The sequence below is a fragment of the Streptomyces lavendofoliae genome (genome assembly GCF_014649735.1).
GTDB lineage: Bacteria > Actinomycetota > Actinomycetes > Streptomycetales > Streptomycetaceae > Streptomyces > Streptomyces lavendofoliae.
In genome coordinates this window covers 301,491-327,576 of the sequence record NZ_BMTP01000006.1, presented here as the reverse complement: position 1 = coordinate 327,576, position 26,086 = coordinate 301,491, and the positions used below count along the sequence as shown (strand labels likewise).

General features: G+C 75.1%; 23 protein-coding genes and 1 pseudogene. 8 read left to right on the top strand and 16 right to left on the bottom strand.

What is annotated here, in order from left to right; all coding sequences use genetic code 11:
• Window positions 1–2 precede the first annotated feature (2 nt).
• The 14 genes from IE109_RS14330 to IE109_RS14270 form a co-directional block, all read right to left on the bottom strand.
• Window positions 3–1,670, bottom strand: a complete 1,668-nt coding sequence (locus IE109_RS14330) for a carbamoyltransferase family protein (protein WP_189551218.1) — start codon at window positions 1,668–1,670, stop codon at window positions 3–5.
• A 97-nt stretch (window positions 1,671–1,767) separates the two neighbouring features.
• Window positions 1,768–2,736 carry a UDP-glucuronic acid decarboxylase family protein gene (locus tag IE109_RS14325; RefSeq protein ID WP_189551217.1) on the bottom strand — a complete coding sequence of 323 codons (969 nt, stop codon included), beginning with the start codon at window positions 2,734–2,736 and terminating at the stop codon, window positions 1,768–1,770.
• 420 nt (window positions 2,737–3,156) lie between these two features.
• Window positions 3,157–4,251 carry a carboxylate-amine ligase gene (locus tag IE109_RS14320; RefSeq protein WP_189551216.1) on the bottom strand — a complete coding sequence of 365 codons (1,095 nt, stop codon included), beginning with the start codon at window positions 4,249–4,251 and terminating at the stop codon, window positions 3,157–3,159.
• A gap of 56 nt (window positions 4,252–4,307) precedes the next feature.
• Window positions 4,308–4,439 (bottom strand): hypothetical protein, encoded by a 132-nt coding sequence (locus tag IE109_RS33720; protein ID WP_268251475.1) that lies wholly within the window; start codon window positions 4,437–4,439, stop codon window positions 4,308–4,310.
• Window positions 4,436–5,344 carry a glycosyltransferase gene (locus IE109_RS14315; protein ID WP_189551215.1) on the bottom strand — a complete coding sequence of 303 codons (909 nt, stop codon included), beginning with the start codon at window positions 5,342–5,344 and terminating at the stop codon, window positions 4,436–4,438. The genes IE109_RS33720 and IE109_RS14315 overlap by 4 nt, the downstream gene beginning before the upstream one ends.
• Window positions 5,341–6,339, bottom strand: a complete 999-nt coding sequence (locus tag IE109_RS14310; RefSeq protein WP_189551214.1) for a glycosyltransferase family 9 protein — start codon at window positions 6,337–6,339, stop codon at window positions 5,341–5,343. Before IE109_RS14310 ends, IE109_RS14315 begins: the two co-directional genes overlap by 4 nt.
• Window positions 6,336–7,343: a glycosyltransferase family 9 protein gene (locus IE109_RS14305; RefSeq protein ID WP_189551213.1), complete on the bottom strand. Its 1,008-nt coding sequence runs from the start codon at window positions 7,341–7,343 to the stop codon at window positions 6,336–6,338. Before IE109_RS14305 ends, IE109_RS14310 begins: the two co-directional genes overlap by 4 nt.
• Entirely contained in the window at window positions 7,340–7,939 is a 600-nt protein-coding gene (locus tag IE109_RS14300; RefSeq protein WP_189551212.1) for a D-glycero-alpha-D-manno-heptose-1,7-bisphosphate 7-phosphatase, read from the bottom strand. The genes IE109_RS14305 and IE109_RS14300 overlap by 4 nt, the downstream gene beginning before the upstream one ends.
• Complete coding sequence (locus IE109_RS14295) at window positions 7,936–8,937, bottom strand: glycosyltransferase family 2 protein (protein WP_189551211.1); 1,002 nt, start codon at window positions 8,935–8,937, stop codon at window positions 7,936–7,938. Before IE109_RS14295 ends, IE109_RS14300 begins: the two co-directional genes overlap by 4 nt.
• A gap of 145 nt (window positions 8,938–9,082) precedes the next feature.
• Window positions 9,083–11,386, bottom strand: a complete 2,304-nt coding sequence (locus IE109_RS14290) for a prolyl oligopeptidase family serine peptidase (RefSeq protein WP_189551210.1) — start codon at window positions 11,384–11,386, stop codon at window positions 9,083–9,085.
• Window positions 11,359–13,143, bottom strand: a complete 1,785-nt coding sequence (locus tag IE109_RS14285) for an N-acetylglutaminylglutamine amidotransferase (protein WP_189551209.1) — start codon at window positions 13,141–13,143, stop codon at window positions 11,359–11,361. The genes IE109_RS14290 and IE109_RS14285 overlap by 28 nt, the downstream gene beginning before the upstream one ends.
• Before the next feature lie 387 nt (window positions 13,144–13,530).
• A complete protein-coding gene (locus tag IE109_RS14280) occupies window positions 13,531–13,704 on the bottom strand; it encodes a hypothetical protein (RefSeq protein ID WP_189551208.1) in 174 nt (57 codons plus the stop codon).
• Between the two features lie 2 nt (window positions 13,705–13,706).
• Window positions 13,707–15,050, bottom strand: coding sequence for an MFS transporter (locus IE109_RS14275; protein ID WP_229891012.1), 1,344 nt, complete (start codon window positions 15,048–15,050; stop codon window positions 13,707–13,709).
• 532 nt (window positions 15,051–15,582) lie between these two features.
• On the bottom strand, window positions 15,583–16,365 hold the full coding sequence (locus IE109_RS14270) for a DeoR/GlpR family DNA-binding transcription regulator (protein WP_189551207.1): 783 nt from the start codon (window positions 16,363–16,365) through the stop codon (window positions 15,583–15,585).
• Window positions 16,366–16,568: 203 nt separating this feature from the next.
• Here IE109_RS14270 and IE109_RS14265 point away from each other — a divergent pair, with 203 nt between their 5' ends.
• From IE109_RS14265 to IE109_RS14250, 4 genes are read left to right on the top strand one after another with little or no spacing between them, the layout of a single operon-like run.
• A complete protein-coding gene (locus tag IE109_RS14265) occupies window positions 16,569–18,101 on the top strand; it encodes an FGGY-family carbohydrate kinase (RefSeq protein WP_189551206.1) in 1,533 nt (510 codons plus the stop codon).
• Window positions 18,094–19,578, top strand: coding sequence for an FGGY-family carbohydrate kinase (locus IE109_RS14260; protein ID WP_189551205.1), 1,485 nt, complete (start codon window positions 18,094–18,096; stop codon window positions 19,576–19,578). Before IE109_RS14265 ends, IE109_RS14260 begins: the two co-directional genes overlap by 8 nt.
• Window positions 19,575–20,195, top strand: coding sequence for a histidine phosphatase family protein (locus tag IE109_RS14255; protein WP_189551204.1), 621 nt, complete (start codon window positions 19,575–19,577; stop codon window positions 20,193–20,195). Before IE109_RS14260 ends, IE109_RS14255 begins: the two co-directional genes overlap by 4 nt.
• Window positions 20,196–20,209: 14 nt before the next feature.
• Complete coding sequence (locus tag IE109_RS14250; protein ID WP_189551203.1) at window positions 20,210–21,253, top strand: 2-hydroxyacid dehydrogenase; 1,044 nt, start codon at window positions 20,210–20,212, stop codon at window positions 21,251–21,253.
• Window positions 21,254–21,514: 261 nt separating this feature from the next.
• Here IE109_RS14250 and IE109_RS14245 read toward each other — a convergent pair whose 3' ends face one another.
• Window positions 21,515–22,363 carry an SDR family NAD(P)-dependent oxidoreductase gene (locus IE109_RS14245; RefSeq protein WP_189551202.1) on the bottom strand — a complete coding sequence of 283 codons (849 nt, stop codon included), beginning with the start codon at window positions 22,361–22,363 and terminating at the stop codon, window positions 21,515–21,517.
• 87 nt (window positions 22,364–22,450) lie between these two features.
• Here IE109_RS14245 and IE109_RS14240 point away from each other — a divergent pair, with 87 nt between their 5' ends.
• From IE109_RS14240 to IE109_RS14225, 4 genes and pseudogenes are all read left to right on the top strand, one after another.
• Window positions 22,451–23,968 (top strand): MFS transporter, encoded by a 1,518-nt coding sequence (locus IE109_RS14240; RefSeq protein ID WP_189551201.1) that lies wholly within the window; start codon window positions 22,451–22,453, stop codon window positions 23,966–23,968.
• Between the two features lie 329 nt (window positions 23,969–24,297).
• Complete coding sequence (locus IE109_RS14235; protein ID WP_189551200.1) at window positions 24,298–24,711, top strand: SRPBCC family protein; 414 nt, start codon at window positions 24,298–24,300, stop codon at window positions 24,709–24,711.
• A 6-nt stretch (window positions 24,712–24,717) separates the two neighbouring features.
• Complete coding sequence (locus tag IE109_RS14230) at window positions 24,718–25,026, top strand: hypothetical protein (RefSeq protein ID WP_189551199.1); 309 nt, start codon at window positions 24,718–24,720, stop codon at window positions 25,024–25,026.
• Window positions 25,027–25,051: 25 nt separating this feature from the next.
• A pseudogene (locus IE109_RS14225) lies at window positions 25,052–25,258 on the top strand (Orn/Lys/Arg family decarboxylase); the annotation flags it as partial.
• Window positions 25,259–25,411: 153 nt separating this feature from the next.
• On the opposite strand, the gene IE109_RS14220 reads toward IE109_RS14225, so the two are convergent.
• Window positions 25,412–26,026 (bottom strand): zinc-binding metallopeptidase family protein, encoded by a 615-nt coding sequence (locus tag IE109_RS14220; protein ID WP_373297703.1) that lies wholly within the window; start codon window positions 26,024–26,026, stop codon window positions 25,412–25,414.
• Window positions 26,027–26,086: the final 60 nt, after the last annotated feature.

Here is a 26,086-nt window from a genome sequence, read left to right as displayed (position 1 = left end):
CGTCACCGCGCGGCGTCGTCGGTGTCGTCGGAGCGGAAGAAGTCCCCGCGCCGGACCGCGTACGGGCCGATGGCCAGCAGGTCCACGGGCGACGAGCCGAAGCACTCCAGGGCGTCGCGCGGGTCGTCCACCATGGGCCGGCCGGCCGTGTTGAGGCTGGTGTTGACCACCACCGGCAGCCCGGTGCGCCGCTCGAACTCGGTCAGCATCCGCGCCACCAGCGGCTCGGTGCGCCGGTCCACCGTCTGGATCCGGGCCGTGCCGTCGACGTGCACCACGGCCGGGATGCGGTCCCGCCACTCGGGCGCCACGTCGTGCACGAACAGCATGTAGGGGCTCGGGATCACCCCGTCGAAGATCTCCGACGCCCGGTCGGCCAGCACCATCGGCGCCACCGGCCGGAACTGCTCACGGCCCTTGACGTCGTTGAGCCGCTCCAGGTTGCCCGCGTGCCCCGGGTGCGCGAGCAGCGAGCGGTGCCCGAGCGCCCGCGGGCCGAACTCCGAACGCCCCTGGAACCAGGCCACGATCGCGTTGTCCGCCAGCGCCCCGGCCACCGTCTCCGCGATGTCCGCCGGCCGGTCGAACGGCACCGCGGCCGTCTTCAGCCAGGCGCCGAGCTCCGCGTCGGACCAGTCCCGTCCCAGGTCGGCACCCGGCATCGGGTCCGGGTCGTCCCCGCCGCCCGCCGCGAGCAGCAGCGCCCCGCCCAGCGCCGTACCGGCGTCACCGGCTGCGGGCTGGACCCACACCCGGTCGAACGGCCCCTCGCGGGCGATCCGCGAGTTGGCCACGCAGTTGAGGGCCACGCCCCCGGCGAGGGTGAGGACCCGGTCGTGCGTCCGGCCGTGCAGCCAGCGCACCAGGTCCAGCAGCGTCTCCTCCAGCACGGCCTGCGCGCCGGCGGCGATGTCGGCGTGGTCCTGGGTCCACGCCTCGTCCGGGCGGCGGCGCGGGCACAGCTCCGCCCACGGCACCCCGGTGGCGTGGAACCCGCCGTCACCCGTGGGGTACACGTACCGCCGGAGCTCCGGCAGCATCCTCGGTGTGCCGTGCGACGCGAGCGCCATCACCTTGAACTCGTCGGAGGAGCGCAGGAAGCCGAGGTGGTCGGTGAGCTCCTCGTAGACCAGCCCCAGCGAGTGCGGCAGGTCCTGCGCGTGGAGCGCCTCCAGCCGGTCGTGGACCCGGCGGGCCGCCAGGTGCGAGGCGCGTTCGCCGCGTCCGTCGAGGACCAGCACCGATGAGGTGTCGGCGTCCTCGGCGGCGAACGCGCCGGACGCGGCGTGCGCCATGTGGTGCGGTACGAAGCGCACGATGTCCGGGTCCAGGCCCGGCAGGGCCGTCCTGAGGAAGTGGGGCGCCTCACGCGCGTACGTCTGCCGCAGGTGGTCCCACGGGTCGTCCAGGCCCATCTCGTCGGCGGGCCGGGCGAGGCCGGGGTCGAAGGAGTACGCCACCGCGTCCAGGTCCTGGGGGCGCAGGCCGGCCCGCTTCAGGCACCAGGCGGCGGCCTTCTCGGGCAGTTCCCAGGCGGAGAACGGCAGTGGCCGCTTGCCGTGCTTGCGGCGCGAGAACCGCTCCTCCTCCGCGGCGGCGACGGTCCGGCCGTCGATGACCAGCGCGGCGGCGGGATCGTGGAAGAGGGCGTTGATTCCGAGAATGCGCATGGGGTCCCAGGCCTTTCGGCGAGTCGGGGTGGCAGCGGGTCGGGCCGTCGGCGGTTCGGACCGGCCGGACGGGGTGTCCGGGCGGGGCGTCCAAACGTCAGGAACGGGAGTCCTCGTGGTCGCGGAACCAGGTGATGGTGCGCCGCAGTCCCTCCTCGGCGTCGACGCGCGGCTCCCATTCGAGCTTGTCGCGGGCGAGCGTGATGTCGGGGCAGCGCACGGCAGGGTCGTCCGTCGGCCGCTCGATGAAGCGGATCTCCGAGCCGGAGCCGGTCAACTCGATGACCAGTTCGGCCAGTTCCAGCATGGTGATCTCGGTCGGGTTGCCGATGTTCACCGGTCCGCGCAGCCCGTGGGCCGCCGCGGCGAGGATGCCGCGCACGGTGTCGTCGATGTAGCACAGCGACCGCGTCTGGAGCCCGTCACCGGTGACGGTGAGGGGTTCGCCCGCCAGCGCCTGGCGTACGAAGGTGGGGACGGCCCGCCCGTCGTGGCCCCGCATCCGCGGACCGTAGGTGTTGAACAGCCGGACGATGCCGGCGTCGGTGCCGTGCACCTCGGCCTCGGCCGTGGTGAGCGCCTCGCCGAACCGCTTGGCCTCGTCGTACACGCTGCGCGGCCCCACGGGGTTCACGTTGCCCCAGTACCGCTCGTTCTGCGGGTGCTGCTGGGGGTCGCCGTACACCTCGGAGGTGGAGGCGAGCAGGAAACGCGCCTCGGAGCTGTGGGCGAGGGCCAGCGCGTGGCGGGTGCCGAGGCTGCCGGTCTCCAGCGTGTGCAGCGGCAGACGCAGGTAGTCGGCGGGGGAGGCGGGGGAGGCGAAGTGGAGCACCAGGTCCGGTGGGCGGTCCACGGAGAACGGCTCGGACACGTTCGCCTCGACGAGGGTGAAGCCGGGGTGGTCGAGCAGCCCGGATATGTTCTCCGGCCGCCCGGTGCTGAAGTCGTCCACACAGGTCACGGCGGCGCCCGAGTCCAGCAGCGCGTGGCAGAGGTGCGAGCCGACGAAGCCGGCGCCGCCGGTGACGACGGCGTGCTCCCAGCTGCGCGAGAAAGCGGTGTTCATGCGGTCTCCTCCGGACGGGCGCGGAACGCGGTGCCTACGCGAACGGCGGCCGAGTGCCCCTTGCACCTGCGACCAGGCTGGGCCGAACGGGCACCGGGGGCGCGGTGGTCTGGTCCGTTGGAGTGGTCACCCAAGGTGAGGGGCCCGCGGGCCGGTGCGTCCGGCGGGCGCTCCGCGATCTCCCCGGCCGCCGCGGAAGGCGTGCCGGCGGGGGAGCGGGCGGGCCGGAGGCGCGGTGAGGACGCGCGGGGGGTCGGCGGGGGAGGAGCCGTGCGAGGGGTACGACGCGCCGGTGTCCGGACCGGGCGGCCTGCGGTGCCGGCCGCCGGGGGGGGCGGGTGGCCCCGGGCCGGAGCCACCCGGGCCGGAGCCACCCGGGCCGGACCCACCCGGGCCGGACGCCGGCGGGCGAGCGCCCGGTCAGGGAGCGACGGTCTCGCTGATGATCAGTTCCGCCAGGGCCGGCAGGCCGCCCTCCGCGAGGGCGCGGCGCTGCTGGTCGGCGGGGGTGCCCTGCTGGAGCAGCCGGTGGATCAGCGAGGTCACCTCACGGGTGTCGCCGGCCTCGTCCAGCGCGGGGGTCACATGGTCCAGCAGCATGACCAGCACGTCACCGGCCCGGCGCGCCCTGCCGTCCGGGTCGACCAGCAGGCCGCTCAGGCCGTGCCGGGCGGCGTGCCAGTTGGACGCCTGGAGCAGCTCGGGCGGGCACTGGGGCAGGGGCAGACCCGCCTTCTCCTCCCGTATGGCCGTGGCGATCAGGCCGCGGACGATCCCGGCGAACATGACCGCCGTGTCGGCCCGCAGCTGCACGTCCGCGCAGCGCACCTCGACGGTCGGGTACTTGTCGGACAGCCGGGCCTGCCAGTACAGCTGGCCGGTGTCGGTGATGATGCCGGTGTCCAGCAGTGTCCTCACGCGGCTCTCGTGGTCCTCCAGCGAGGTGAAGCAGGGCGGCGGGCCGCTGACCGGCCAGCGCCCGAAGATCACCGTGCGCCAGCTGGCGAAGCCGGTGTCCTTGCCGTCCCACAGGGGCGAGTTGGCCGACATGGCGACCAGCACCGGCAGCCACACCCGGATACGGCTCAGGACGGCGACGCCCATCTCGCGGTCCGGCACGGCGGCGTGCACGTGCATGCCGTTGACGAGCTGTTCGGCCACCAGCTGCGGCGCCTGGGACCGCATCGCGAGGTAACGGGCCTTCCGGGTGACCGGCACCGGCGCCAGGTCCCGGTACGGGGCGGTGGCGCAGGCGGCGATCCGGCAGCCGTTCTTCTCCGCCGCCGTGCCGAGCGCGTGGCGCAGCCGCAGCAGATGGCCGCCGGCCTCCTCCAGGTCGGTGCACACGGGTGTCGCGACCTCCACCTGGGCCTGCAGCAGCTCCGACTGGACCTCGGCGTCCTCGACGATCGGCTCCAGACCGGCTGCCGCGCGCACCTGGTCCGCGAGCGGAACCGGGAGGCACGTGTCCGGATCGAGCAGCAGATACTCTTCCTCGACCCCAATGGTGATCATGTCGCTCCGGGTACCCTCTGCGCGATCGGATGAATCGGACATGGTCGTTCGCCTGGTCAGCTCGTCGGGTCGCCGGGGACGGCGCGGGTCACGGCGATGAAGCGGGTCACGGCGCCGGCGCCGGTCGCGAGCGCGCGGACGGCGACAGCGACAGCGGGGGCCGCGGCGATCGTACGGGGAGCCGTCACAGCACCGCTCCTTCCGTTTCCCCGGCGGTCCGGTCGCCGTCCAGGCGGCGGGCCGCCGCCTCCACGGCCGCCGGCAGCGGGCGGCGGTCCCGCAGCGCGACGGGCAGCCGCCCCAGCAGCCCGTACAGTGCCGCCCTGGCCTCGGGTTCCCGGCGCGCCCGCTCGGCTAGCCCGCGGGTGTGCCGCAGTGCCACGGCCAGGGGGCGGCGCAGCCACGCGGTGAGCGCGGCGTTGCGCAGCTGGACGGCGGCCCGGCCCGGCCGCACCCCGCCGAGCGGGCTGTGCACGGCCACGACGCCGGGGGAGTGGCACACCCCCCAGCCGCGGGCGGTCAGGTCGTACGCGAGCAGCGTCTCCTCACCGCCCACGAAGAAGACCGGGTGGTACCCGCCCGCTTCGAGGTACGCCTCCCGCCGGGCGACGGCGGCGCAGGCGAGGAAGCCCAGCACCGGCGGCCCCGGCAGGTCGGGGGCGGGGTCGAGCGGGGAGGCGGCGAGCAGGTCGTCGAGCGGGTCGGGCCCCCCGTCCGGCCCGACCCGTACGCGGGCGGCGAGCAGCCCCAGCCGAGGGTGGCGGTCCAGCAGGTCCGCCGCGCGGGCCAGGGCTCCCGGCTCCCACCACGAGTCGTCGTCGCTGAACGCCACGTACGGCGTCCGGGCGTTCCGTACGCCGAGGGTGCGGCCCGCCGCTCCGAGGTTGCGTCCCGCGGGCAGCACCGTCACGCAGGGGTGGCGCGCGGCGACCGCGTCGGGCGTGCCGTCCGCCGAGGCGTTGTCGACGACGATCACCGGCGGGCGCTCGGGCAGCGCCGCGAGGCGGCCCAGCGTGTCCAGCAGCTGCCCGCACCGGTTGTGGGTGATCACGACGACGCTGGTACGACCGTCGCCGGTCTCGGGGCTGGTCACGGCCGCGGCACCTCCGGATGGTCGAGCAGGGCCTTGAGGACGTCCTCCGGCCCGATGCGCAGCAGCTGGGGGTCCGGCTCCTGCCCGTGCGGGTCACCGGGAGGACCCGGGTGCCACAGCGCCACGTGCCGCGTACCCGGCGGAGGCCCCCACAATCGGGGTGAAACCGGACCGAAGAGGGTCACCGACGGCGTCCCGTACGCCACGGCCAGGTGGGCGATCCCGGTGTCGCCGCTGACCACTGCGGTGGCCTGGGCGAGCAGGGCGCCCAGCCGGTCGAAGGGCAGGCCGCCCCGGAAGGCGCGCAGGCCCCCGTCGTCGTCCGCCGCCCCGGGCGGTCCCGAGGCGTCCCCGTCCGGGCGCCTGGCCACGGCCAGCACCCGGTCGAGCAGGGCGTCCTCGCCCGGCCCGCCGGTCAGCACCACCCGGTGGCCCCGCCGCCGCAGTCCCCGCACCACCGCCGCGTACCGCTCCGCGGGCCAGCGCCGCGCCCCTGAGTCGGCGCCCGGGTGCACCACGACCGCGCCCGGCGCCGCGGACGGGACACCCGGCGCCGGGAGCCGCACGTCGCCGGGGTCGGCCGGGATGCCATACCACTCCAGGAGCCGGCACCAGCGGACCCGCTCGTGCTCGTCGGCCGTCCACGCGGGCCCCGCGATCTCCGGCGTGCCCGGGTGCGCGAACGCCAGCAGCCGGCCGGGCCGCAGCCGTTGCAGGAGCCGGTGACTCGGCGGCCCGTTGCCGTGCAGGTCGACCGCCACGTCCGGCGACGGCCCCGGCCAGTCCAGCCGCGCCGGTACGGCCCGGCCGGGCGCCGAGGCCGGCAGCAGCCGGTCGACCGCCCCGGACGCCGCCGCCGGCGCCGCCAGCTGCTCCGGCGCGGCGAGGACGATCTCGTACGCCGGGAACGCGCGACGAAGGGCCCGCAGCGCGGGGATCCCCGCCAGCAGGTCGCCCAGCCCGAGCGCCCGCAGCACGAGCACCCGCGGCCTCACGCGCCGCCCTCCAGCAGCTTCTCCACCGCCGCCACCACGTCCTCGGCCGTCACCTCGTCCAGGCAGGGGTGCCCCGGCACCGGGCACTGCCGGGCCCTGGTGTCCGCGCACGGCGCCCGCTGGTCGCCCAGCAGCACGTGCGGGACGCCGTACGGCCCCCAGCGCCCGGCGGGGACGACCGGCGAGAACAACGACACGATCGGGGTGCCGACGGCCGCCGCGAGGTGCGCCGGGCCGGTGTTGCCGACCACCACCGCACCGGCCGCCGCGAGCACCGCGGCCAGGTCCGACGGCTCCGTCCGGCCGCCCAGGTCCAGCCCGTCCCGGCCCGCGACCAGCGCGGTCAGCTCCCGCTCGTCGGGCCCGCCCGTGACGACGACCCGGTGTCCCGCGCCGGCCAGCAGCCGTACCGCCTGGACGCACCGCTCGGGGCTCCACCGCCGGGCCGCCACGCTCGCGCCCGGGTGGACCACCACGTACGGCCCCGGCCCGGTCAGATCCGGCGCGCCCGGCGCGTGCCGCACGCGCAGCCGCCCGTCGTCGCCCGGCGGGAGGGGGAACCCGGCAGCCTCGGCGAGGTCCAGGGCGGCCCGCGCCTCATGGGCGTCCGGCGCCCTGTGGTGGCGGACGTCCAGGAGCGAGCCGGGGGCGTCGACGCTGTCGGCGGCGATGTGCCCGATCCCCGCCATGCGCAGCAGCAGCGCGGCGGGGAGCGGGCTCTGGTGGAACGAGGTGAGGACCAGCGCGGCGTCCGCGCCGACGGCGGCGACCCGGTCGACCAGCCGGTCGATGCCGGCGCGCTCCACGGGCGGCGGGCTGAACCCCACCCAGGGGGCGTCCCACACCATGACCTCGTCCACGCCCGGCAGCAGCCGCCCGGCCGGAGCGCCGCGCGGCCCGCACAGCAGGGTCACCCGGTCCGCCCGGCCGGCGACCGCCCGTACGGCCGGCCCGGCGAGCAGGACGTCCCCGAAGCTGTCGAGGCGTACGACCACGGCCCTCATCCCCGCCTCCCGGACCCCGCCGCCCGGTCGCCCGCCGTGACGGAGTGGCCCGCCCGACCGCCGGCCGCCGCGCGGGGCTCGTCGAGGAGCACGTGCCGCACCGCGCCGAGCAGGTCCGCGCAGACCACCGGCGCGGCCGTCACCTCCTCCGGCAGGGTCCGTGCGGTGGGGACCAGCACACCGCGCGCCCCGGCGGCCAGCGCCGCGCCCATGTCCGCGCCGATGTCGCCGATCAGGACGCAGTCCTCGGGCCGTACGCCCAGCAGCCGGGCCGCCTCCGTCACCAGGCCCGGCGCGGGCTTGCGGCAGCCGCAGCCGTCACCGGGGGCGTGCGGGCAGTACGCCCACACGTCGAACGGCCCCAGCAGCGCGTCCACCCGCGCGTTGACCGCCCGCACCTGCGCCTCGGTCAGCAGTCCGCGCCCGATGCCCGACTGGTTGGACACCACCGCCGTGCGGATCCCGCGCTCCCGCAGCAGGCGCACCGCCCCGGCGGCGCCGGGCATGGGCCGGACCCGGTCCGGGTCGCCGTTGTAGGGGACGTCCTCGACGAGGGTGTCGTCCCGGTCGAACAGCACCGCCGCCGGGCGCGTCACAGGACGCCGTCCCAGGCCCCGGCCGACCGGTGGCGCACTTCCCCGGAGAGCCGGTGCCAGACGGCGACGGCGGGGATCACCGCGCTCGTCGCGGCCATCGTCACGATCTCGTTCGGCGTCCGGGGGCCGGGCGCGATCCGCGCCCGGGTGAACTCGGCGGTCCCCAGCGCCCACGCCGCCGCCGCGAGCACCGCCGCCCGGCGGCGGCCCGCGGCGGCCAGGAGCAGCCCCCCGACGCCCGCCGCGGTGACCGCCGCGTGCCGCCGGATCCGGCCGCGCGGGGCGGCGGCCCGCTCCCACCAGTCGGGGCCGTGCAGCCGCCTCATCAGCGCGTCGTCGGCGTTGCCCCGCTGGACCCGGACCGACACCCAGGGGTCGGCGGGGCGCACCGGATGGTCGGTGCGCCGCTCGCCCCGGACGATCCGCCACCCCGCGTCGACGACCCGCAGCGCCAGGTCGGCGTCCTCGCGAAACGCCCGCGGGAACCGCTCGTCGAAGCCGCCGACCGACGCGAGCACCTCGGTGCGGTACGCCATGTCGGCGGTGACCCAGAGGGCACCCTGGAGGCCCGCCGTGTTGCGTTCCCAGTCGGTGGGGCGCCGGTCGGCGGGCAGCGGCACCCGGACGACCCCCTGCACGCCACCGGTGTCGGGGGACGCCTCCGCCAGGTCGCGGACGAGCTGCTCGCGCCAGTGCGGGCCGACCCGTACGTCGTCGTCGAGGAGCACCGTCCACGGCTCGTCGACCGCGCGCATCCCGGTGTTGCGGGCCGCGGCCGGGCCCCGTCCGCCGCTGCGCAGTACCACGGCCCGGTCCGCGAGCGGCCCGAGCGCGTCGAGCGGCAGCGGGTCGCCGGGCGGCCCTGGGCGGTCGTCCACCACCAGGATCCGGCTCGGCTCGGGCCCCTCGCAGGAGGCGAGGGCGGTGAGGCAGTCGGCGAGGCAGGGGCGTCCGATGGTGGGGACGACCACGGCGTACGAGGCGATCGAGGGGATCATGCGTCCGCGCCTCCTCGGTCTCGGTCGGGTTCCGGAGCGGGCGCCGGATTGCCCGTTTCCGGTCACTTTAAGCCGACGAGACGGTCACCGCACGGGGTCGCCGACCGGGCCGTGGAGGCGCTCCAGCCCGCCCCGGCCCGGCCGCTCAGCCGGTCAGATGGCGTTCCAGCCAGTCGGCGGCGGCGCGCCGGAACAGCCGCCGGTTGTCCGCCCGGCGGAACTCGTGGCCCTCGTCCCGCAGCATCAGCAGCTCCGCCGCGTGCCCCCGCTCCCGGGCGGCTCGGACGATCTGTTCCGACTCGCCCGGGGGCACGTTCGTGTCGTGCTCGCCGTGCACCGCCAGCAGCGGGACGCGCAGTTCGTCGACGCGGCTCATCGGGGACAGCGCGCGCAGCAGCTCCCGGTCCCGCTCCGGATGGCCGTACTTGTGGGCCGCCGACTCGGCGATCCACGGCTCCGTGCCCGCGAAGAAGGTCCCGAAGTCGGACATGCCGCACACCGCGACGCCCGTGCGGAACAGGTCCGGGTGCCACACCAGCGAGGCGAGGGTGAGGTAACCGCCGTACGAGCGGCCCATCACCGCGAGCCGCGTCGGGTCGGCGCGCCCGGACAGGACCACATGCGCCGCGCAGTCCGCGACGTCCGCGATCGCGGCGTACCGCCCGGTGCCGAGGTCGGCGTCCACGAAGGACCGCCCGTAGCCGGAGGAGCCGCGCACATCGGGGGCGAACACGTCCAGGCCGCGCCCGGTCAGCTCGTGGTACAGCGGCTCGAACACCGGCCGCTCCTGCTCCTCGGGGCCGCCGTGCAGGTGGATCACACAGGGTGCCGGACGCCCCTCGGCGCGGCCCGGGGCCCGGTAGTACCAGCCGCCCAGCACCAGTCCGTCCCGCGCCCGGGGCCGCAGCGGCGCCGGACGCACGGCCGGTCGGCCCGGGGGCACGGCGTCCTCGTCCCGCGACGACCACGGGGTGCGCGCGGGCGCCGCGCCGCGGGGCAGCCACCACACGCCGGGGCGCCGCTGCGAGCCCGACAGGGCCAGCACCAGCCCGCCCGGCCCGGCCCGGCCGATGCGGGTGACCACCTCGTGCGGCAGGTCCACGTCCTGCGGCGGCGCGGTCCCGGTGGCACCGCCCCACGGAGCCGCCCCCGCCGCCTCGCTCCACGAGGCGGTCGCGCGGCCGAACGGGCCGGTCCCGTTCCCGCCGCCCCAGGGCGCGGACGCGCCGCTCCACCTCGCCGTCCCGTTCCCTCCGTCCGGCGGGCCGGCCGGCTCGCCGGACGGCGCCGCCGCCCCGGCGGCGTCGCCGCCGCCGACGGAGACGGGTACCGCCGCCGGGAGACCGAGGGTCTGGAACTCGCTGGCGCCCCGCACGTTCCAGGCCAGCGCGGCGGTGTGCCCGTCCTCGGCGAACGCCAGCAGCTCCAGGTCGCTGCCGTCCCGCTCGGCCAGCACCGACAGGCCGGTCCGCCTGCCCTCGTCGTCCAGCCCGGCGGCCAGCAGCGCCGCGAACTCGCGCTCGTGGTCGCTGCGCAGCCACACCGTGCGGCCGTCCGGCGAGAACCGGCCGATCCACGGGTCACCGTCGGCCACCCGGAGGACCGACCCGGTTCCGAGGTCGGCGGTGCGCAGCACCACGGCCTCCCGCCGTCCGCGCGGCCCGCGGCGTACCAGCGCCAGCCGGCCGTCCGGGCTCACGTCGCACACCCGGAGCGTCGCGGCGCCGCTCTCGGCGGCCACCAGCACGGGCGAGGCCAGCCCGTCGGGGTCGACCAGGTAGGCGCCGAGCCGGTCCCGCGCGGCGCCGTCGGGCGACGCCCCGCCGGGCCGCGGGCCCACCTCGCCCCGGTGCGCGCCGCCCAGCAGGGTGGCCTGCCCGTCCCGGTCGGCCCAGTCGGGCGGCAGCTCCCGCGGCAGCTCCCCGAACGCCTCCCGCTCCGGCGCGGCGGCGTCCTCGCGGACGAGCCGGCCGAGCGCGGGCGGCGGTTCGGCGACGGTGACCGCCACGGCCGAGCCGTCACGGGTCCAGCAGCCCAGGTAGGCCGAGCTGCCGGCGTCCGCGCCCGCCACGATCCGGCGGCCGGTCCCGTCCGGGCGCACGCACAGCACCCGGGTGAGCTCGCCGCCGCCGGGCGCGACCGTGTAGGCGATCCACCGCCCGTCGGGCGACCACGCCACTTCGGTGACCGGGTCCGGGTCGGCGTCGAGCAGGTGGAGGTCAGGCCCGTCGACCGACCCGTGCACCGGTCCGGTCCAGAGCTGGGGCACCCCCGTGCGGTCGCAGATGAACGCCACGCGTTCACCGGTGGGGTCGGCCGACGGGTACCAGCAGCCGTGCGCCACGAGCGGCTGGGGGGTGTCCCGGGCGCCGGCCGCGTCGGCGAGCGGCACCAGGAGAGGTGCCGCCGACGACGCCCCGGTCAGCTGATCCTGTGCGTCTGCAGCCATATCTCCAGCAACGCTACGTGCCACAGGGCGTTCGCCCCGCGCTTCGTACGGTGGTCGTCCGGGGCGGCGAGCAGCTCGGCGAGGTACTCCTCGCGGAAGAGGCCGCGCGCCTTCGCCTCCGGGGCGTTCAGCGCCTGCCGCACCCGTTCGAGGACGGGCCCCGCCATGTGGCGGATGGCCGGCACCGGGAAGTACCCCTTCGGCCGGTCGACGACCTCGCGCGGCAGCAGTGCCCGACCGGCGTCCTTCAGCACGCCCTTGCCGCCCTGCGCCAGCTTCAGCTCCGGCGGGCAGGCCGCGGCCAGCTCCACCAGCTCGTGGTCGAGGAACGGCGTACGGGCCTCCAGGCCCCAGTCCATGGTCATGTTGTCGACCCGCTTGACCGGGTCGTCCACCAGCATCACGTGGGTGTCCAGCCGCAGCGCCGCGTCCAGGGCGGTCTCGGCGCCGGGTGCGGCCATGTGCTCGCGGACGAACCGGCCGGAGGCGTCGTGGTCGGTGAGCAGATGGGGCTGGAGGATGCGGGCCATGTCGGAGTGCGGCCGGTCGAAGTACACCTCGGAGTACCGCTCGGGCTCGCGCTCCCGCTCCACGGCGGCCAGGTCCGGGTACCAGCGGTAGCCCGCGAACACCTCGTCGGCGCCCTGACCGCTCTGGACGACGCTGACCTCCTTGGAGACCAGCTCGGACAGCAGGTGGAAGGCGACCACGTCATGGCTGATCATCGGCTCGCTCATCGCCGCGATCGCCCCGTCGAGGGCCGTCGACACGCGGTCGGAGGGCACCATCAGCTGGTGGTGGTCGGTCTCGTACCGGCGGGCGATCAGATCGGAGTACGTGAACTCGTCACCCTCCTCGCCGCCCTCCGCCTCGAATCCGACGCTGAACGTCGCCAGGTCCTTCTGGCCCTCCTCCGCCAGCAGACCCACGATCAGCGACGAGTCGAGCCCGCCGGAGAGCAGGACGCCGACCGGCACGTCGGCGACCATCCGCCGCCGCACCGCCGTGCGCAGCGCGTCCAGCACCGCGTCCCGCCAGTCACGGGCGTCCATCCCCGCGAACTCGGGACGGCGGGTGTACGACGGCTGCCAGTAGCAGCGGTCGGTGTACGAGCCGTCCCGCTCCACCACCCGCACCGTCGCGGGCGGCAGCTTGCGGACCCCGGCGAGCACCGTGCGCGGTGCCGCCACGGTGGCGTGCCAGCTGAGGTACTGATGCAGCGCGACCGGGTCGAGCGAGGTGTCGACCCCGCCGCCGGCGAGCAGGGCGGGCAGGGTGGAGGCGAACCGCAGCCGGCCGGGTGTCTGGCTCAGGTAGAGGGGCTTGATGCCCAGTCGGTCCCTTGCCAGTACCACCCGGCCGGTGTCGTTCTCGACGATGACGAACGCGAACATGCCCATGAAGTGGTCGACGCAGTCGGTGCCCCACTGTCTGTAGGCCTTCAGGATCACCTCGGTGTCCGAGGTGGAGAAGAACCGGTGCCCCAGGGCGCACAGCTCGTCGCGCACTTCCTGGTAGTTGTATATGCACCCGTTGAACACCCCGGTGAGCCGGGCCTCGGTGTCCGTCATCGGCTGCGCGCCGCGCTCCGAGAGATCGATGATCTTCAGTCGGCGGTGCCCCAGTGCCACGGGCCCCTGCGACCAGATGCCCCGGCCGTCGGGTCCGCGGGCCGCCAGCCGGTCCGTCATGCGTTCCACGGCGGCCACGTCCGGCCGCCGGTCGTCGAAACGGATCTCACCGCTCAGCCCGCACATACGGCACCCCCCAGCGCATCGGGGACCTCAGCGTCCTCCTCGACCCCACGTGAATCAATCACCACAACTCCTCCAAGACAGGGAGAGCGGGAACCTGCCCGCCGCTGGTTCCGGCTGTACCCGGCAGCCCGCTCCGTACCGGCGGGTGCCCCGTTGATCGCGGAGCATTCCTGGGCGTGTCGTCACGGGCGGTGACACCGCGTCCTTCAGGGTGTCCGAGGGCCGGCTCCCGCTCGGCCCGGTGGCGCCGCGTGCGGCGTGGGGCGTGCCGTCGGGCGAGGTGCCGACGAGGTGCCGGGCGAGCCGTCGCGCACGGGCTCGTACGCCGGCCTCGCACGCGGCGGTGAGGGGCGGGCGCCGTACCGCCCGCCCCTCACCGGCACCGTCTCATCCCCGGTTCCTCTCCTCACCGGGCTGCTCCGTCTGCTCCTCCTCGGTGGCGGGCCGCTCGCCCTCGGCCTGGGACGGAGTCGAACGGGCCACGTCGGGGTGTTCGTCGACACCCGGCTCCCGCTCGCCCTCCGCCTGTGAGGGGGTCGGATAGTCCCACGCATCACTCATGGCTACGCCTCCGGCGACTCGTTCCGTGCCCGCGATGCCGGGCCGGGGGGCGACGAGTACCCCGGCGCTCCCGCCGCTACCGGCTCGGGCAGCCGCAGGAACAGGGTCATCACGGCACTCGCCAGGTACAGCCCCGCGAAGATCCACATCACCCCCTGGACGCCCAGCGGGCCGAGGAACACGCCCACGAGCGCCGGCCCCAGGAAGGCGCTGGCCCCCGCACCGAGATTCAGCGCGGACATCGCCTGCCCCTTGTGCGCGGGGTCCAGCGACGGCATCAGCGCCGACAGCGGTACGTACCCGGCGAGCGTCGCGCCGAACAGGCCGACCAGCACCATCGCCAGGGCGTAGTCGTCCCCGCCCCACCGCGTGCCGTAGTACAGCAGCAGCGTGGTCGCCGCGCAGCCGACGCCACCGCACCAGGCGACGGTGCGCTGCCATCCGATCCGGTCACCGACGACCCCGAAGACGAGGTTGAAGAAGATGTTCGTGGCGAACATCGCGGACAGCAGCTGGAGCCACTCGCTGAGGGTGAAGCCGAGGGTCTCGGTGAAGAAGACCGGCAGGAACACCAGGAAGCCGAACTGCGGCGCCGTGTTGATGGCCCGCACGACCGCGCCGGTCCCGATCCTCGGGTTGCGCCAGACGATCGCGAGGGACCCGAGCAGCGTGGCGACCGGGCGCTCCCCGGCGGGGGCGAGCCGCCGTGCGCCGAGGGGCTCGCGCACCAGCAGCAGGGCGATCAGGCCGCCCGCGAGGACCAGCCCGAGCGCCAGCCACAGCGTGCCGTACGCACCGATCCGGGGCACCGCGAGACTGGCGACCAGCGACCCCAGCGTCGGCAGGCCGCCGGTGAAGGCGAACCAGAACCAGCCCACCGCGGAGCCCAGCCGGCGTCGCGGGGTCACCGCCGTGACCCAGACGAGGAACCCGTACGCGAAGAGCGGATAGCCGAACCCGCGCAGCCCGTAGCTCACCAGCAGCGGCCAGTAGCCGCCCGTCGGCACGGCGAACGCCAGGAAGACCACCTGGAAGACGCCCCACACGCCCAGCCCGAGCAGCATCACCCGGCGCGGACCCCACAGGTCCGACAGCGCCCCGGAGCACCAGGCGGCGACGCTGGCGGTGACGCCGTAGACGCCGAACAGCAACGCCACCCGCTCCCTCGACACGCCCTGGTCCATGAGGTACGGCGACAGGTACCCCGCCTCGACCCCGTCGCCGATCATGAAGACCAGGACGCCGAGGAACCCCCAGGCGAGTGCCCGGGGAATGCCGATCCTGTCCAGCCAGTGCTTCGGGGGGGTGTCCTCCGCGGAGGAGGACGGGTCCATCACGACGGCCACGGGAACCACTCTTTCGGCGGAGTCGGGAGAAAACGCGGGGCGGCGGCCCGGGAGGCGCCCCTGAGCGGAGAGCGCCCCGGGATCGCCGGAAAGGCACCCGGCACGGGAACCGGAAACGCAGCCGGAGCGGGAACCGGAAAACAACCGGGAAATCGCCGGCCGAGCGCCGGAAGGGCGCCGCGGTGAATCCCCGGAAGGGAATCCGGGGATTCACCGGGAAAAGCACTCCGGGAGCATCCGGAAAAGCACCGGGAGAATACCGGGGAACGCCGGCGGCTCGGGCGGAGCGCCGGTCGCCGCGCTCCGGTGCGTCACGATGAAACGGCCGGGCGGGAAAGGCGTCAATGAGCGGGAGGAAGACCTCGCGGCACCGGCCCACCGTGGCGTGAAATCGCCGGTACGCGCCCCGACGCCACCGCACGCCGCCCACCGTCGCCCCAGCTCACGCCCCGGGGTCAGGAGGACGTGTCGATGACCGGCCGAGTGAAGACGATGTGATGTTCACATGACTTCCGCCGGGTCCGGAGCGGTGTCACCGGGAGGTGTCGACGGTCCGCACGTCGACACCTGTGTCCCGCAGCCGCCGCACCCGGGCCGCGGGCGCCGCGTCGTCCACCAGCACCAGGTCGAAGTCGGTGAGCGGGGCGAGCGCGTACAGCCCCTGGCTGGCGAACTTGGTGTGGTCGATGAGCAGCACCCGACGCGCGGCGGACGCCATCATCGCCCGCTTGACCTGCACCGTCTCGGGCGACATGTGGTAGCAGCGGTCCCCGGTGACCGCAGTCGTCGACATGAACAGCACATCCGCTCGGTACGACTCCACGCTCCGGGCCGTGTGCAACCCCATGAAGGCGTCGTACGCGGGGAAGTACGTGCCCCCGAGCGCGATCAGCGTCACCCCCGCCTCCCTCGACAGCGCGGTGACGGCGGGCAGCGAGTTGGTGATCACCGTGAGCGGCGTGCGGTTGGCCATCTGGCGCGCCAGGCTCAGACAGGTGGTCGAGTCGTCGAGCATCACGATCTGCCCGGGCGCCAGCAGGTCCGCGGCGGCCCGCGCCAGAAGCTGCTTGGTCCGCGCCATCGTGGTCATGCGCTCGCTCACGCTGCCGTGGAACTGGGAGGACGGCAGACAGCTCGCCCCGCCGCGCACCTTCCGCAGCCACCCCTGTGCCTGCAACGCGTCCAGGTCGCGGTGGACGGTCATCACACTCACGCCGAACTCGTCCGCCAGGTCGTTCGTCCGGACGAACCCCTTGGTCGTCACCAGCTCGCGGAGCCTGCGCCGCCGCTCGTCCTGCGCGTCCATCCGGGTCATGGCGTCCGGCTCCTTGCCACCGTGTGCGAATCTCACGTGAACTTAACACGGCGGTCACCCCGCGCCGCCCGCCCGGGCGGCGCGCGCTCGCCACCTCACACGACGGCGACCACCCGTCACGGGATAATCGCGCGGCCGATTGACCACCGGGCCGGCCGCGGGTTTGTCTGGCGTCCGCGAGCGAAGGGGCAGGTATTCCGGTCATGACGGTTCTCACCATCGACGTCGGCACGTCCGTCATCAAAGCGGTCGTCTTCGACGAGCGGGGACAGGAAAGAGCGCTGTCCCGCATCGGCACCGAGGTGCTCCGCCCCCGCCCCGGCTGGGCCGAGCAGGACATGGACGCCGTGTGGAACGCCGTGGTCCGCACCGCCCGCGACGCCCTGGCCCGACTCGGTCCGGGCGACGACCCCGTACGGATGGTCGCCTTCACCGCCCAGGGCGACGGCTGCTGGCTCGTCGACGCCGCCGGCCGCCCCACCGGGCCCGCCGTCCTGTGGTCCGACGGCCGCGCGGGCGGCCTGCTCACCCGCTGGGCCGCCGACGGCGTCCTGGCGGAGGCATACCGCCGCAACGGCTCCCTGACCTGCGGCGGCATGCCCAACGCGGTGATCAGCTGGTTCGCCGCGCACGACCCCGGGCGCCTGGAGCGCTCCCGTACGGCACTGACGGCGGCCGGCTGGCTGTTCCTGAACCTCACCGGCACGATCGCCATCGACGAGTCAGACGCCTCCGCCCCGTTCCTCGACCACACCACCGGCACCTACGACCCCGAGGTCATCGACCTGTTCGGGTTCGGCCCGTACGCCCGCCTCCTGCCCCCGGTGGTCGGCGAGCACCAGCGCGTCGCCGGTCTGACCCGGCACGCCGCGGACGAACTGGGCCTCCGGGCGGAACTGCCCGTCGTGATGGCCCCGTACGACATCGCCGCGACCGCCCGGGGCGCCGGCGCCGTCGAACCCGGCCAGGCGTGCGCCATCCTCGGCACCACCCTGTGCACCGAGATCGTCGCCGCCCGGGTGGACACCTCCGGCGAGCCGTGCGGCATCAACATCGCCTACGGCGGCCGCGACCGCGTCCTGCGCGCCTTCCCCACGCTCTCCGGCACCGAGGTCCTCGACTGGGCGTCCCGCCTCCTCGCCGTCCCCGGGCCCGCCGCCCTGGGCGAGCTGGCGTTCGGCAACGGCGCAACCCTCGGTAACGCGCCCCGGCCGGGCCGACCGGCGTTCCTGCCGTACCTCTCGCCCGCCGGGGAGCGCGCGCCCTTCCTCGACCCGCGCGCCCGCGGCACCTTCTGGGGCCTGTCCCTCGACCACACCCCCGCGGACCTCGCCCTCGCGGTGTTCGAAGGACTCTCGCTCGTCGTCCGCGACTGCCTGCGGGCGTCCGGCACCGACGTCCACGAACTGCGCCTGTGCGGCGGCGGTTCCGCCAGCGACGCCTGGTGCCGCCTCATCGCCGACGTCACCGGCGTCCCCACCGCCCGCAGCGCGGACACCGAGCTCGGGGCCAAAGGGGCCTTCCTGACCGGGCTCGTCGCCGGCGGCGCCGAGCCCGGCATGCGCGAAGCCGCCGCCGAGTACGTCCGCATGCGCTCCGTCTGGGAGCCCGACCCCCGACGCGGCGCCTACTACGACGGGCGCTACGAGTCGTTCCTCACCTGGCGCGCGGCCGCCCGCTCCCTGGGCTGGTCGCCCGCCGCCGCCCCCGACGTACAGGAAGCCCCCCATGTCTGATGCCCCGGCCGCCGACGCCGTCCACATCGGCCTCGACCTCGGCACCCAGAGCGCCCGCGCGGTCGCCGTCGACGGCACCGGCCGGCTGGTCGCCGCCGCGTCCCGCCCGCTCACCGGCCGGCGCGACGGCGTGCGCCACGAACAGGACCCCGAGCAGTGGTGGTCCGCCGTCGCGGCGGCGTGCCGCGACACCCTCACCGGCATCGAGCCCGACCGCGTCCGCGGCCTGGCCGTCGACGCCACCTCCGGCACGGTCCTCCTCGCCGACGAGCGCGGCGGGCCCCTCACCCCCGGCCTGATGTACGACGACGGGCGCGCCCGCGCCTACACCGCCCGCGTCAACAAGGCCGGGGAGGACGTCTGGCAGGAACTCGGGTACCGGACCATGCAGCCGTCCTGGGCGCTGCCCAAGCTGCTGTGGCTGCTGGACAACACCGACTTCCCCGGCGCCCGGCTGCTCCACCAGGCCGACCTGGTCACCTGGCGGCTGGCCGGCCACCAGGTCGCCGCCGACGCCGGCCACGCTTTGAAGACCGGCTACCACCTGGTCGACGAGCGGTGGCCGGAGGACGAACTGGCCCGGCTCGGCGTCCCGGTCGCACTGCTGCCGGACGTGGTCCGGCCCGGCACCGTCATCGGCACCGTGTGCGCCGACGCCGCGTCCGCGACCGGGCTCCCCGCCGGCACGCCGATCGTGGCGGGCACGACGGACGGCTGCGCCGCGCAGATCGGCGCCGGGGCGCTCGCCCCCGGCGCCTGGAACGCGGTGCTCGGCACCACCCTCGTCCTCAAGGGGGTCAGCCCCCACCTCGTACGCGACCCCGGGGGAGTGGTCTACTGCCACCGCGGACCCGGCGGGACGTGGCTGCCCGGCGGCGCGTCCAGCAGCGGCGCCGGAGCCCTGACCCGGCGCTTCCCCGGCGCCGACCCGGACGCCCTCACCGCCCGGGCCGCCGCGACCGGGTCCACCGCCGTCGCCTACCCCCTCGTGGGCGGGGGCGGCGAACGGTTCCCGTTCCGCGCCCCCGACGCCACCCCGTTCGTCCTCGGCGACGTGGCGGGCGACGCCGAGGAGTTCCACGCCCTGCTGCTGGGCACGGCCTGCGTCGAACGCCTCTGTCTCGACCGCCTCGACCACATCGGCGCGCCCGTCGGCGGCCCGCTCACCTTCACCGGCGGCGGCGCCCGCAACCGCTACTGGTCGCAGCTGCGCGCCGACGTCCTCGGCCGCGCGGTCGGCATCCCCGAGCACGCCGAGAGCGCCACCGGCATGGCGGTGCTCGCCGCGACCGCGTCGGGCGCCACCCTGGAGGAGGCGGCCGCCGCCATGGTTCGCCTCCGCGACGAGCGGGTCCCCGACCCGGCCCGCCATGCCCGGCTCACGCCCGTGTACCTCGACTTCGTCGACGAACTGACCAGGCGCGGCTGGCTGGAGCCCGCCGTGGCGGCACACGCCCACGGAAAGGCAGAGCAGTGACCGACTTCGTCCTGGTGCGCCACGGCGAGACCGCCTGGCACGCGGAGAACCGCTACGCGGGCCGCACCGACGTGCCGCTCACCGGGCGCGGCCTCGCGCAGGCCGCCACACTCGGCGCCTGGGCCGCCGGCCGGCGGCTCGACGCCGTCCTCTGCTCCCCGCTGTCCCGGGCCCGGCTCACCGCCGAACCCGCCGCGACCGCGCTCGGGCTCACCGCCCGCGTCGACGAGCGGCTGTACGAGCTGGACTTCGGGCGCGGCGACGGGCTGACGCGCGAGGAGATGGCCGAGGAGTTCCCCGACGCGCTGGCCGCCTTCCTGACCGACCCGGTGGCCCACCACCTGCCGGGCGGCGAGGACCCGGTGGCGGCGGCCGGCCGTGCGGTCGCCTGCCTGGAGGAGGTCGCGCGGGAACTGCCCGGCGGCCGCGTCCTGGTCGTCGCCCATTCCACCCTCGTACGCCTGGCGCTGTGCGAACTTCTCGGCATCCCGCTCGCCCGCTACCGCCGGGTCTTCCCGGCCCTGGAGAACGGCGCCCTGACCGAACTGCGGCTGCTGCCCGGACGGCAGGCGTCTCTGCTGCGGCTCAACGCACCCGCCGTCCCCATCACCCACTGAACGGGAGCACCACCGTGACCACCACCGTCCTCGCCGCCGGCGACCACTTCGTCCTGCCCCGGCTCCTGACACGGGAACTGCGCGCCGCCGCCCCGGAAGGCGCCGTGCTGGACGTACGGGAACTCCGCCTGCCCTGGCCGCACACGCCCTTCGGCCCGGTCGCCGGGGTCGACGAGGCGTCCGGCACCGAGGACGAACTCATCGAGGCGCTGAACGGCGTCCGGATCTGCCTCACCCAGATGGCCCCGCTCACCGAACGCGTCCTGACCGCCTGTCCCGACCTGGAGCTGTTCTGCGTCAGCCGGGGCGGCCCGGTCAACGCCGACCTGGAGGCGGCCACCCGCCACGGCGTCGCCGTGTGCTACGCCCCCGGCCGCAACGCCGTGGCCACCGCCGAGCACACCCTCGCGCTGATCCTCGCCGCCGCCCGCGGCATCGGCGACGTCCACACCGACCTCAAGCACGCCGTCTGGCGCGGTGACTACTACGACTACGACAACTGCGGCGTCGAGATCGACGGCTCGGTCGTCGGCCTGGTCGGCTTCGGCGCGATCGGGTCCCGGGTGGCCCGCGTCCTGGCCGCCATGGGGGCCGAGGTCCTGGTCCACGACCCGTACGTGCGGCCCGAGGCGGTGGAGGGCGTCGCCGCGCTCGTGCCCCTGGACGAGTTGCTGCGCCGGTCGCGGATCGTCTCGCTGCACGCGCGCGTGACGGACGAGACCAAGGGCATGGTCGGGGCCGCCGAGATCGCCGCGATGCCGCCCGGCTCGGTGCTCGTCAACTGCGCCCGGGGGGCGCTCCTCGACTACGAGGCCGTGTGCGACGCCCTGGACTCGGGGCACCTCGCGGGCGCGGGCTTCGACGTGTTCCCCGCCGAGCCGGTCCCGGCCGGCGCCCGGCTGCTGTCCACGCCGGGCGTCGTCCTCACCCCGCATATCGCGGGCGCCAGCCGGGAGGTGGCCCACAAGGCGGCGCGCATCGTCGCGGAGGACGCGGCCCGGTACCTGCGCGGCGAACCCCTGGCCCACTGCGCCAACCCGCGGGTGCTGGGGGGCTAGGGCGTGTCTTCCGGATCTTGCCGGGCTCGCGTGCCCCGGCACGCGCGTCCGCGGCGTTGTCGTCGGTCGCCCATGCTCCGCGGGGGCTCCCTCCTCCGCCTCGCGTCCGCACGCACCGGACCCCGCTCCCCGATCCGGCCCGATCCGAAAGACCCGCCCTAGGCGGCCGGTCGCCGGCCGTCGGCGTCGGCGTCGGCGTCGGCCGTGCGGGGCGGGGACGGGCACGCGTACGGGCCGGCTCAGGTGCGAGCGAGGGCGGCCTCAGGTGCCGGGCCGGGTGCGGGTGAGGTTGCGGTTGTTTCGGGTGCGATTCCGGTTCCGGGCGCGGGGGCGGGGTTCCGACAGGAACCGCTGGCCGAGGGCCGTGAGACGGTCGGGCAGCGGTTTGACGACCGTGCCCAGGACCCTGGTCGCCGCCGATCCGGCGGTCACCCTGCCCCGGCCGCGCCGCAGGGCCGCGAACCCCTGCTCGGCGACCACGGCCGGATCGTCCTTCACCATGCGCCCCAGCCGGGTGCCGGCCATGCCCGCGCGACGGAAGAAGGCGGTCCGGGTGGGGCCGGGCATCAGGACCGTCACCGTCACGCCGGTGCCCCGCAGCTCCTCCCGCAGTGCCTGGGCGAACGACTGCAGGAACGACTTGGAGGCGTTGTAGACCGACTGGAACGGTCCGGGGGCCATCGAGGCCACCGAGGAGGTGATCATGAGCCGTCCCGCGCCCGCCGCGATCATGCCGGGCAGCAGCCGGTGCGCCAGGTGGACCGTCGAGCTGACGTTGAGGTCGATGATCCGGGCGTGGTCCGCCAGGTCGACGTCGGTGAACGCCCCGCCCGCGCCCACCCCGGCGTTGAGCACGGCGGCGGCCACCGGCCGGCCGGTGGCCAGCACCGCCGCGTAGAGCTGCTCGACCCCGTCGTACACGGCGAGGTCGGCCCGGACGGCGACGACACCGGCGCCGAGGTCGCGCAGCTCGTCGGCGACGGCCGTCACGGCCGCGTCCTCGGCGCACACCACGAGGTCGAACCCCCGGCCGGCGAACACCCGGGCCAGGGCGAGGCCGATCCCGCTCGACGCGCCGGTCACCACCGCCAGGGGCTTCACGGTGTCCATGGGCCGGCGGGTACCCACCGGCCCCACCGTTTCACCGCCTTGACCATCGGGTACCCGCCCGCAGTCTTCACGCCTCGGAGGTGACCCATGAGTGAGCCGGAGCTCGGGAAAGCGTCCCACGGGACGGTGACCACCCAGGTACCGGCGCGGCTGGACAGATTGCCCTGGTCGCGCTGGCACTGGATGATCGTCATCGGCCTGGGGACCGTCTGGATCCTGGACGGCCTGGAAGTCACCATCGTCGGCAGCATGGCCGGCCGGCTGTCCGAGGAGGGCAGCGGCCTCGCCATCAGCAGCGCGCAGGTCACCGGTGTCGCCGCCGCGCTGTACGTGGCGGGCGCGTGCTCGGGCGCGCTGTTCTTCGGCTGGCTCACCGACCGGTTCGGCCGCAAGAAGCTCTTCCTGATCACGCTCGCGGTCTACCTCGTCGCCACGGCGCTGACGGCACTGTCCTTCTCCGTCTGGTGGTTCTTCGTCTTCCGCTTCCTGACCGGCTTCGGCATCGGCGGCGAGTACGCCGCCATCAACTCCGCCATCGACGAGCTGATCCCCAGCAAGTACCGCGGCCGCGTGGACCTCATCATCAACGGGAGCTTCTGGCTCGGCGCCATGGGCGGCGCCCTGCTGTCCGTCCTCGCCCTCGACACGGACCTCCTCCCCAAGGACCTCGGCTGGCGGATCTCCTTCGGTCTCGGCGTGGTCCTCGGCCTGGTCATCCTGCTCGTCCGCCGCCATGTGCCCGAAAGCCCCCGCTGGATGTTCATCCACGGTCGCGAGGAGGACGCGGAGCGGCTGGTGGAGGACGTCGAGCGGCAGGTGGAGGCCGACACAGGCCGGCCGCTGCCCGAACCGGCCGGGGCGATCACCATCAAGCAGCGGCACAGCGTCGGCTTCGTGCAGATCGCCCGCACCCTCTTCCGCGCCTACCCGCGGCGGGCGGTGCTCGGCCTGGCCCTCTTCATCGGCCAGGCCTTCCTCTACAACGCCATCACCTTCGGCTTCGGGGCCATCCTGGTGACATTCTTCGACGTCGGCACCGGCTCGACCGGGTACTTCTTCGCGGTCATCGCGTTCGGCAACTTCATGGGCCCCCTGCTGCTCGGCCGCCTGTTCGACACCTGGGGCCGGCGCCCGATGATCGCGGGCACGTACGTCATCTCCGGCGTCCTGCTCTTCGTGACGGCGTGGATGTTCTCCAACGGCTGGCTGACCGCCACCACCATGACCCTCAGCTGGTGCGTGGTCCTCTTCTTCGCCTCCGCCGGTGCCAGCTCGGCGTACCTCACGGTCAGCGAGATCTTCCCGATGGAGACCCGCGCGATGGCCATCGCGTTCTTCTACGCGGTCGGCACGGCCGCCGGTGGCATCTCCGGTCCGCTGATCTTCGCCGGGCTCACCGAGAGCGGCGTGGTCGCGGAAACGGTCCTGGCCTTCTGCATCGGTGCCACGCTGATGGTGGCGGCCGGTCTGGTGGCGTGGTTCTTCGCCGTCGCCGCGGAGGGCAGGTCGCTGGAGGACATCGCGACCCCGCTGTCCGCGCAGGCCGCCGAGGCCGAGGCCGCGGGACGGCCGGCCGGTGCCACCGCGCGCACGGCGGCCCCGTGACGGCGGCGCCCTGACGGTCGTCACCCCTGACGGTCGTCACCCGTGGCGGCGGCGCCTCGACGGCGGCGCCGTCACGGTCGGCGCCCCGACGGGGGGCGAGGGTGCCCGATTGGATCGAACGCCGCTTAATGGTTTATCGTTCATACAGTCGGTTGTGAAGACGCCTTCACGACCGCCACACACTGCCCCGGCTGGTTCCCCCGTCCAGCCGGGGCTTTCCTTGTCTCCCTTCACGCTTCCCCCACCTTTCCTGCCGGCTTCAGCTGCGGCAGGGAGGGCACCCGTCAGTGCGGACACCCTTGAGCCGACGAACGAGGAACGGTGGAGCGATGACCGAGTACGAGCGTTCCCGCACGATGCCGGCCCTGCCCGAGCACGTCTTCGACCAGGCCGCCAACATCGACCAGCTCGACCACTGGCTGCCCGAGGCCCTGCACGTGCACCCCGGGCAACTGCCCGCCGTCACCGTCCACGAGGACCGCACCGACGAGGACACCTCCGCCCTGTTCCGCGCCGAGAAGGACCAGATGCGCCTGGAATGGGGCACCAGGGAGCAGGGTGCCTACGCCGGTTGGCTCCAGGTGGCCGGCATCGACAGCGGAACCAGCGAGGTGACCGTGCACCTGTCGTTCTTCGAGGAGAGCCACGACCCGGGCGAGGGGCCGGTGAACGACGCCCTCGACCGCAGCCTCGAACGCCTTGAGGACCAGGTGCGGCTGCGCGTCGACAACGCCGCCGGCTGACCGGCCGTGCCGCCGAAGAAGCACTTCGCGGTCGCCGCCTCCGGAGAGTGGACCGACGAGGAGGAGGGCCGCCGGCGCCTGCCCGCCGGTGAGGTCCACGCCTGGGAGCCCGGCCTGAACCAGACCGTCTGCGGACTCGCCCTCAGCAAGTCCCGGCTCGGCCGGTTCCCACACGTCACCTGGCAGGACGCGCTCCCCGAGTCCGGCGGCTCGGCCGACCGGGTCCGGCGCGTCTGCCCCCGCTGCGCCTCCGTCGCCGGCCGCCGGGGCACCGACGCGAAGCCGCGCTGGCAACGCGTCCGCCCCCGGCCCTGACCGCGACACCGGTACCGGGCGGGTCGAGCGGGTGCCGTGGGAGAAGGCCGCCGGCCGGGTCACCGCCGAGATGCTCACGCCCTACCCGCCCGGCATCCCGGCGGCACTGCCCGGCGAACGGCTCAACTCCGAGGTCCTGCACTACCTGCGCAGAGGTGTCGAGGCCGGGATGGCCGTCCCCGACGCCGCCGACACGGAGGTGAAGACGATCCGGGTGTCCGTCGAGGACTGACCGCACCCGCGAGCCGGCCGGAGGTCCGCCGGCCGGACACCACCCCGAACGGCCGGCCGGAGACCGGGGGAGCGCCGCCCGGAACCGGCGTACGTCCGGGGGGCGCCCCGGTCGGCCTCACCGGCCGGCCGCGGCCATCTCCCGCAGGCAGGCTCAGGCCCGGCCGGGCACCTCCGGCCGCAGCAGCACGTCGGCCGCCGTGCACGCCAGGGCCTCCGCCGCGGCCGGCGTCACTTGGCGCCCGCGCGGCCCGGCCGCGGCCTCGGCGAACTCGGGCGTGTGGTCCGACGCGTCCGCACCCATGATGGCGACGAACGGATGGATCGACGGCACCCTCGTGCCCACGTTGCCGATGTCCGACGACCCCAGGCACACGCCGGGCACCGGCTCCGACAGGCCGATGCCCGGCACCTCGCCGAGCGCCCCGCGCACCGCCAGCGCCGCCCCCAGACCGGCCGCGGCGATCAGGTTGTGGCCGCAGGCGTGCCCCAGCAGCGGCAGCGCGTCGTACTCCATCAGCAGCGCCACGCACGGGCCGTCACCGCTGCCGGCCCGGCCGGTGAACGCGGCCGGCAGCCCCGCCACCCCGCGGAGCACGGCGAACCCCTCCCGTTCGAGTTCTCCGCTCAGCAGCCGCGCCGCCTCCCGCTCCTCGAACGCCGTCTCCGGCGCGCCGTGCAGCGCGAGGCTCACCTCCCACAGCCGCTCGGCGCGTGCGGCGACCTCCTCCCCGATCCGGTCGTACACGGACTCCGGGCTCGGGGACACGGGGGCCTCCCTCATCGGTGGACGGACACCCGCACGTGTTCCACGCCCCCGGCGCCTGAT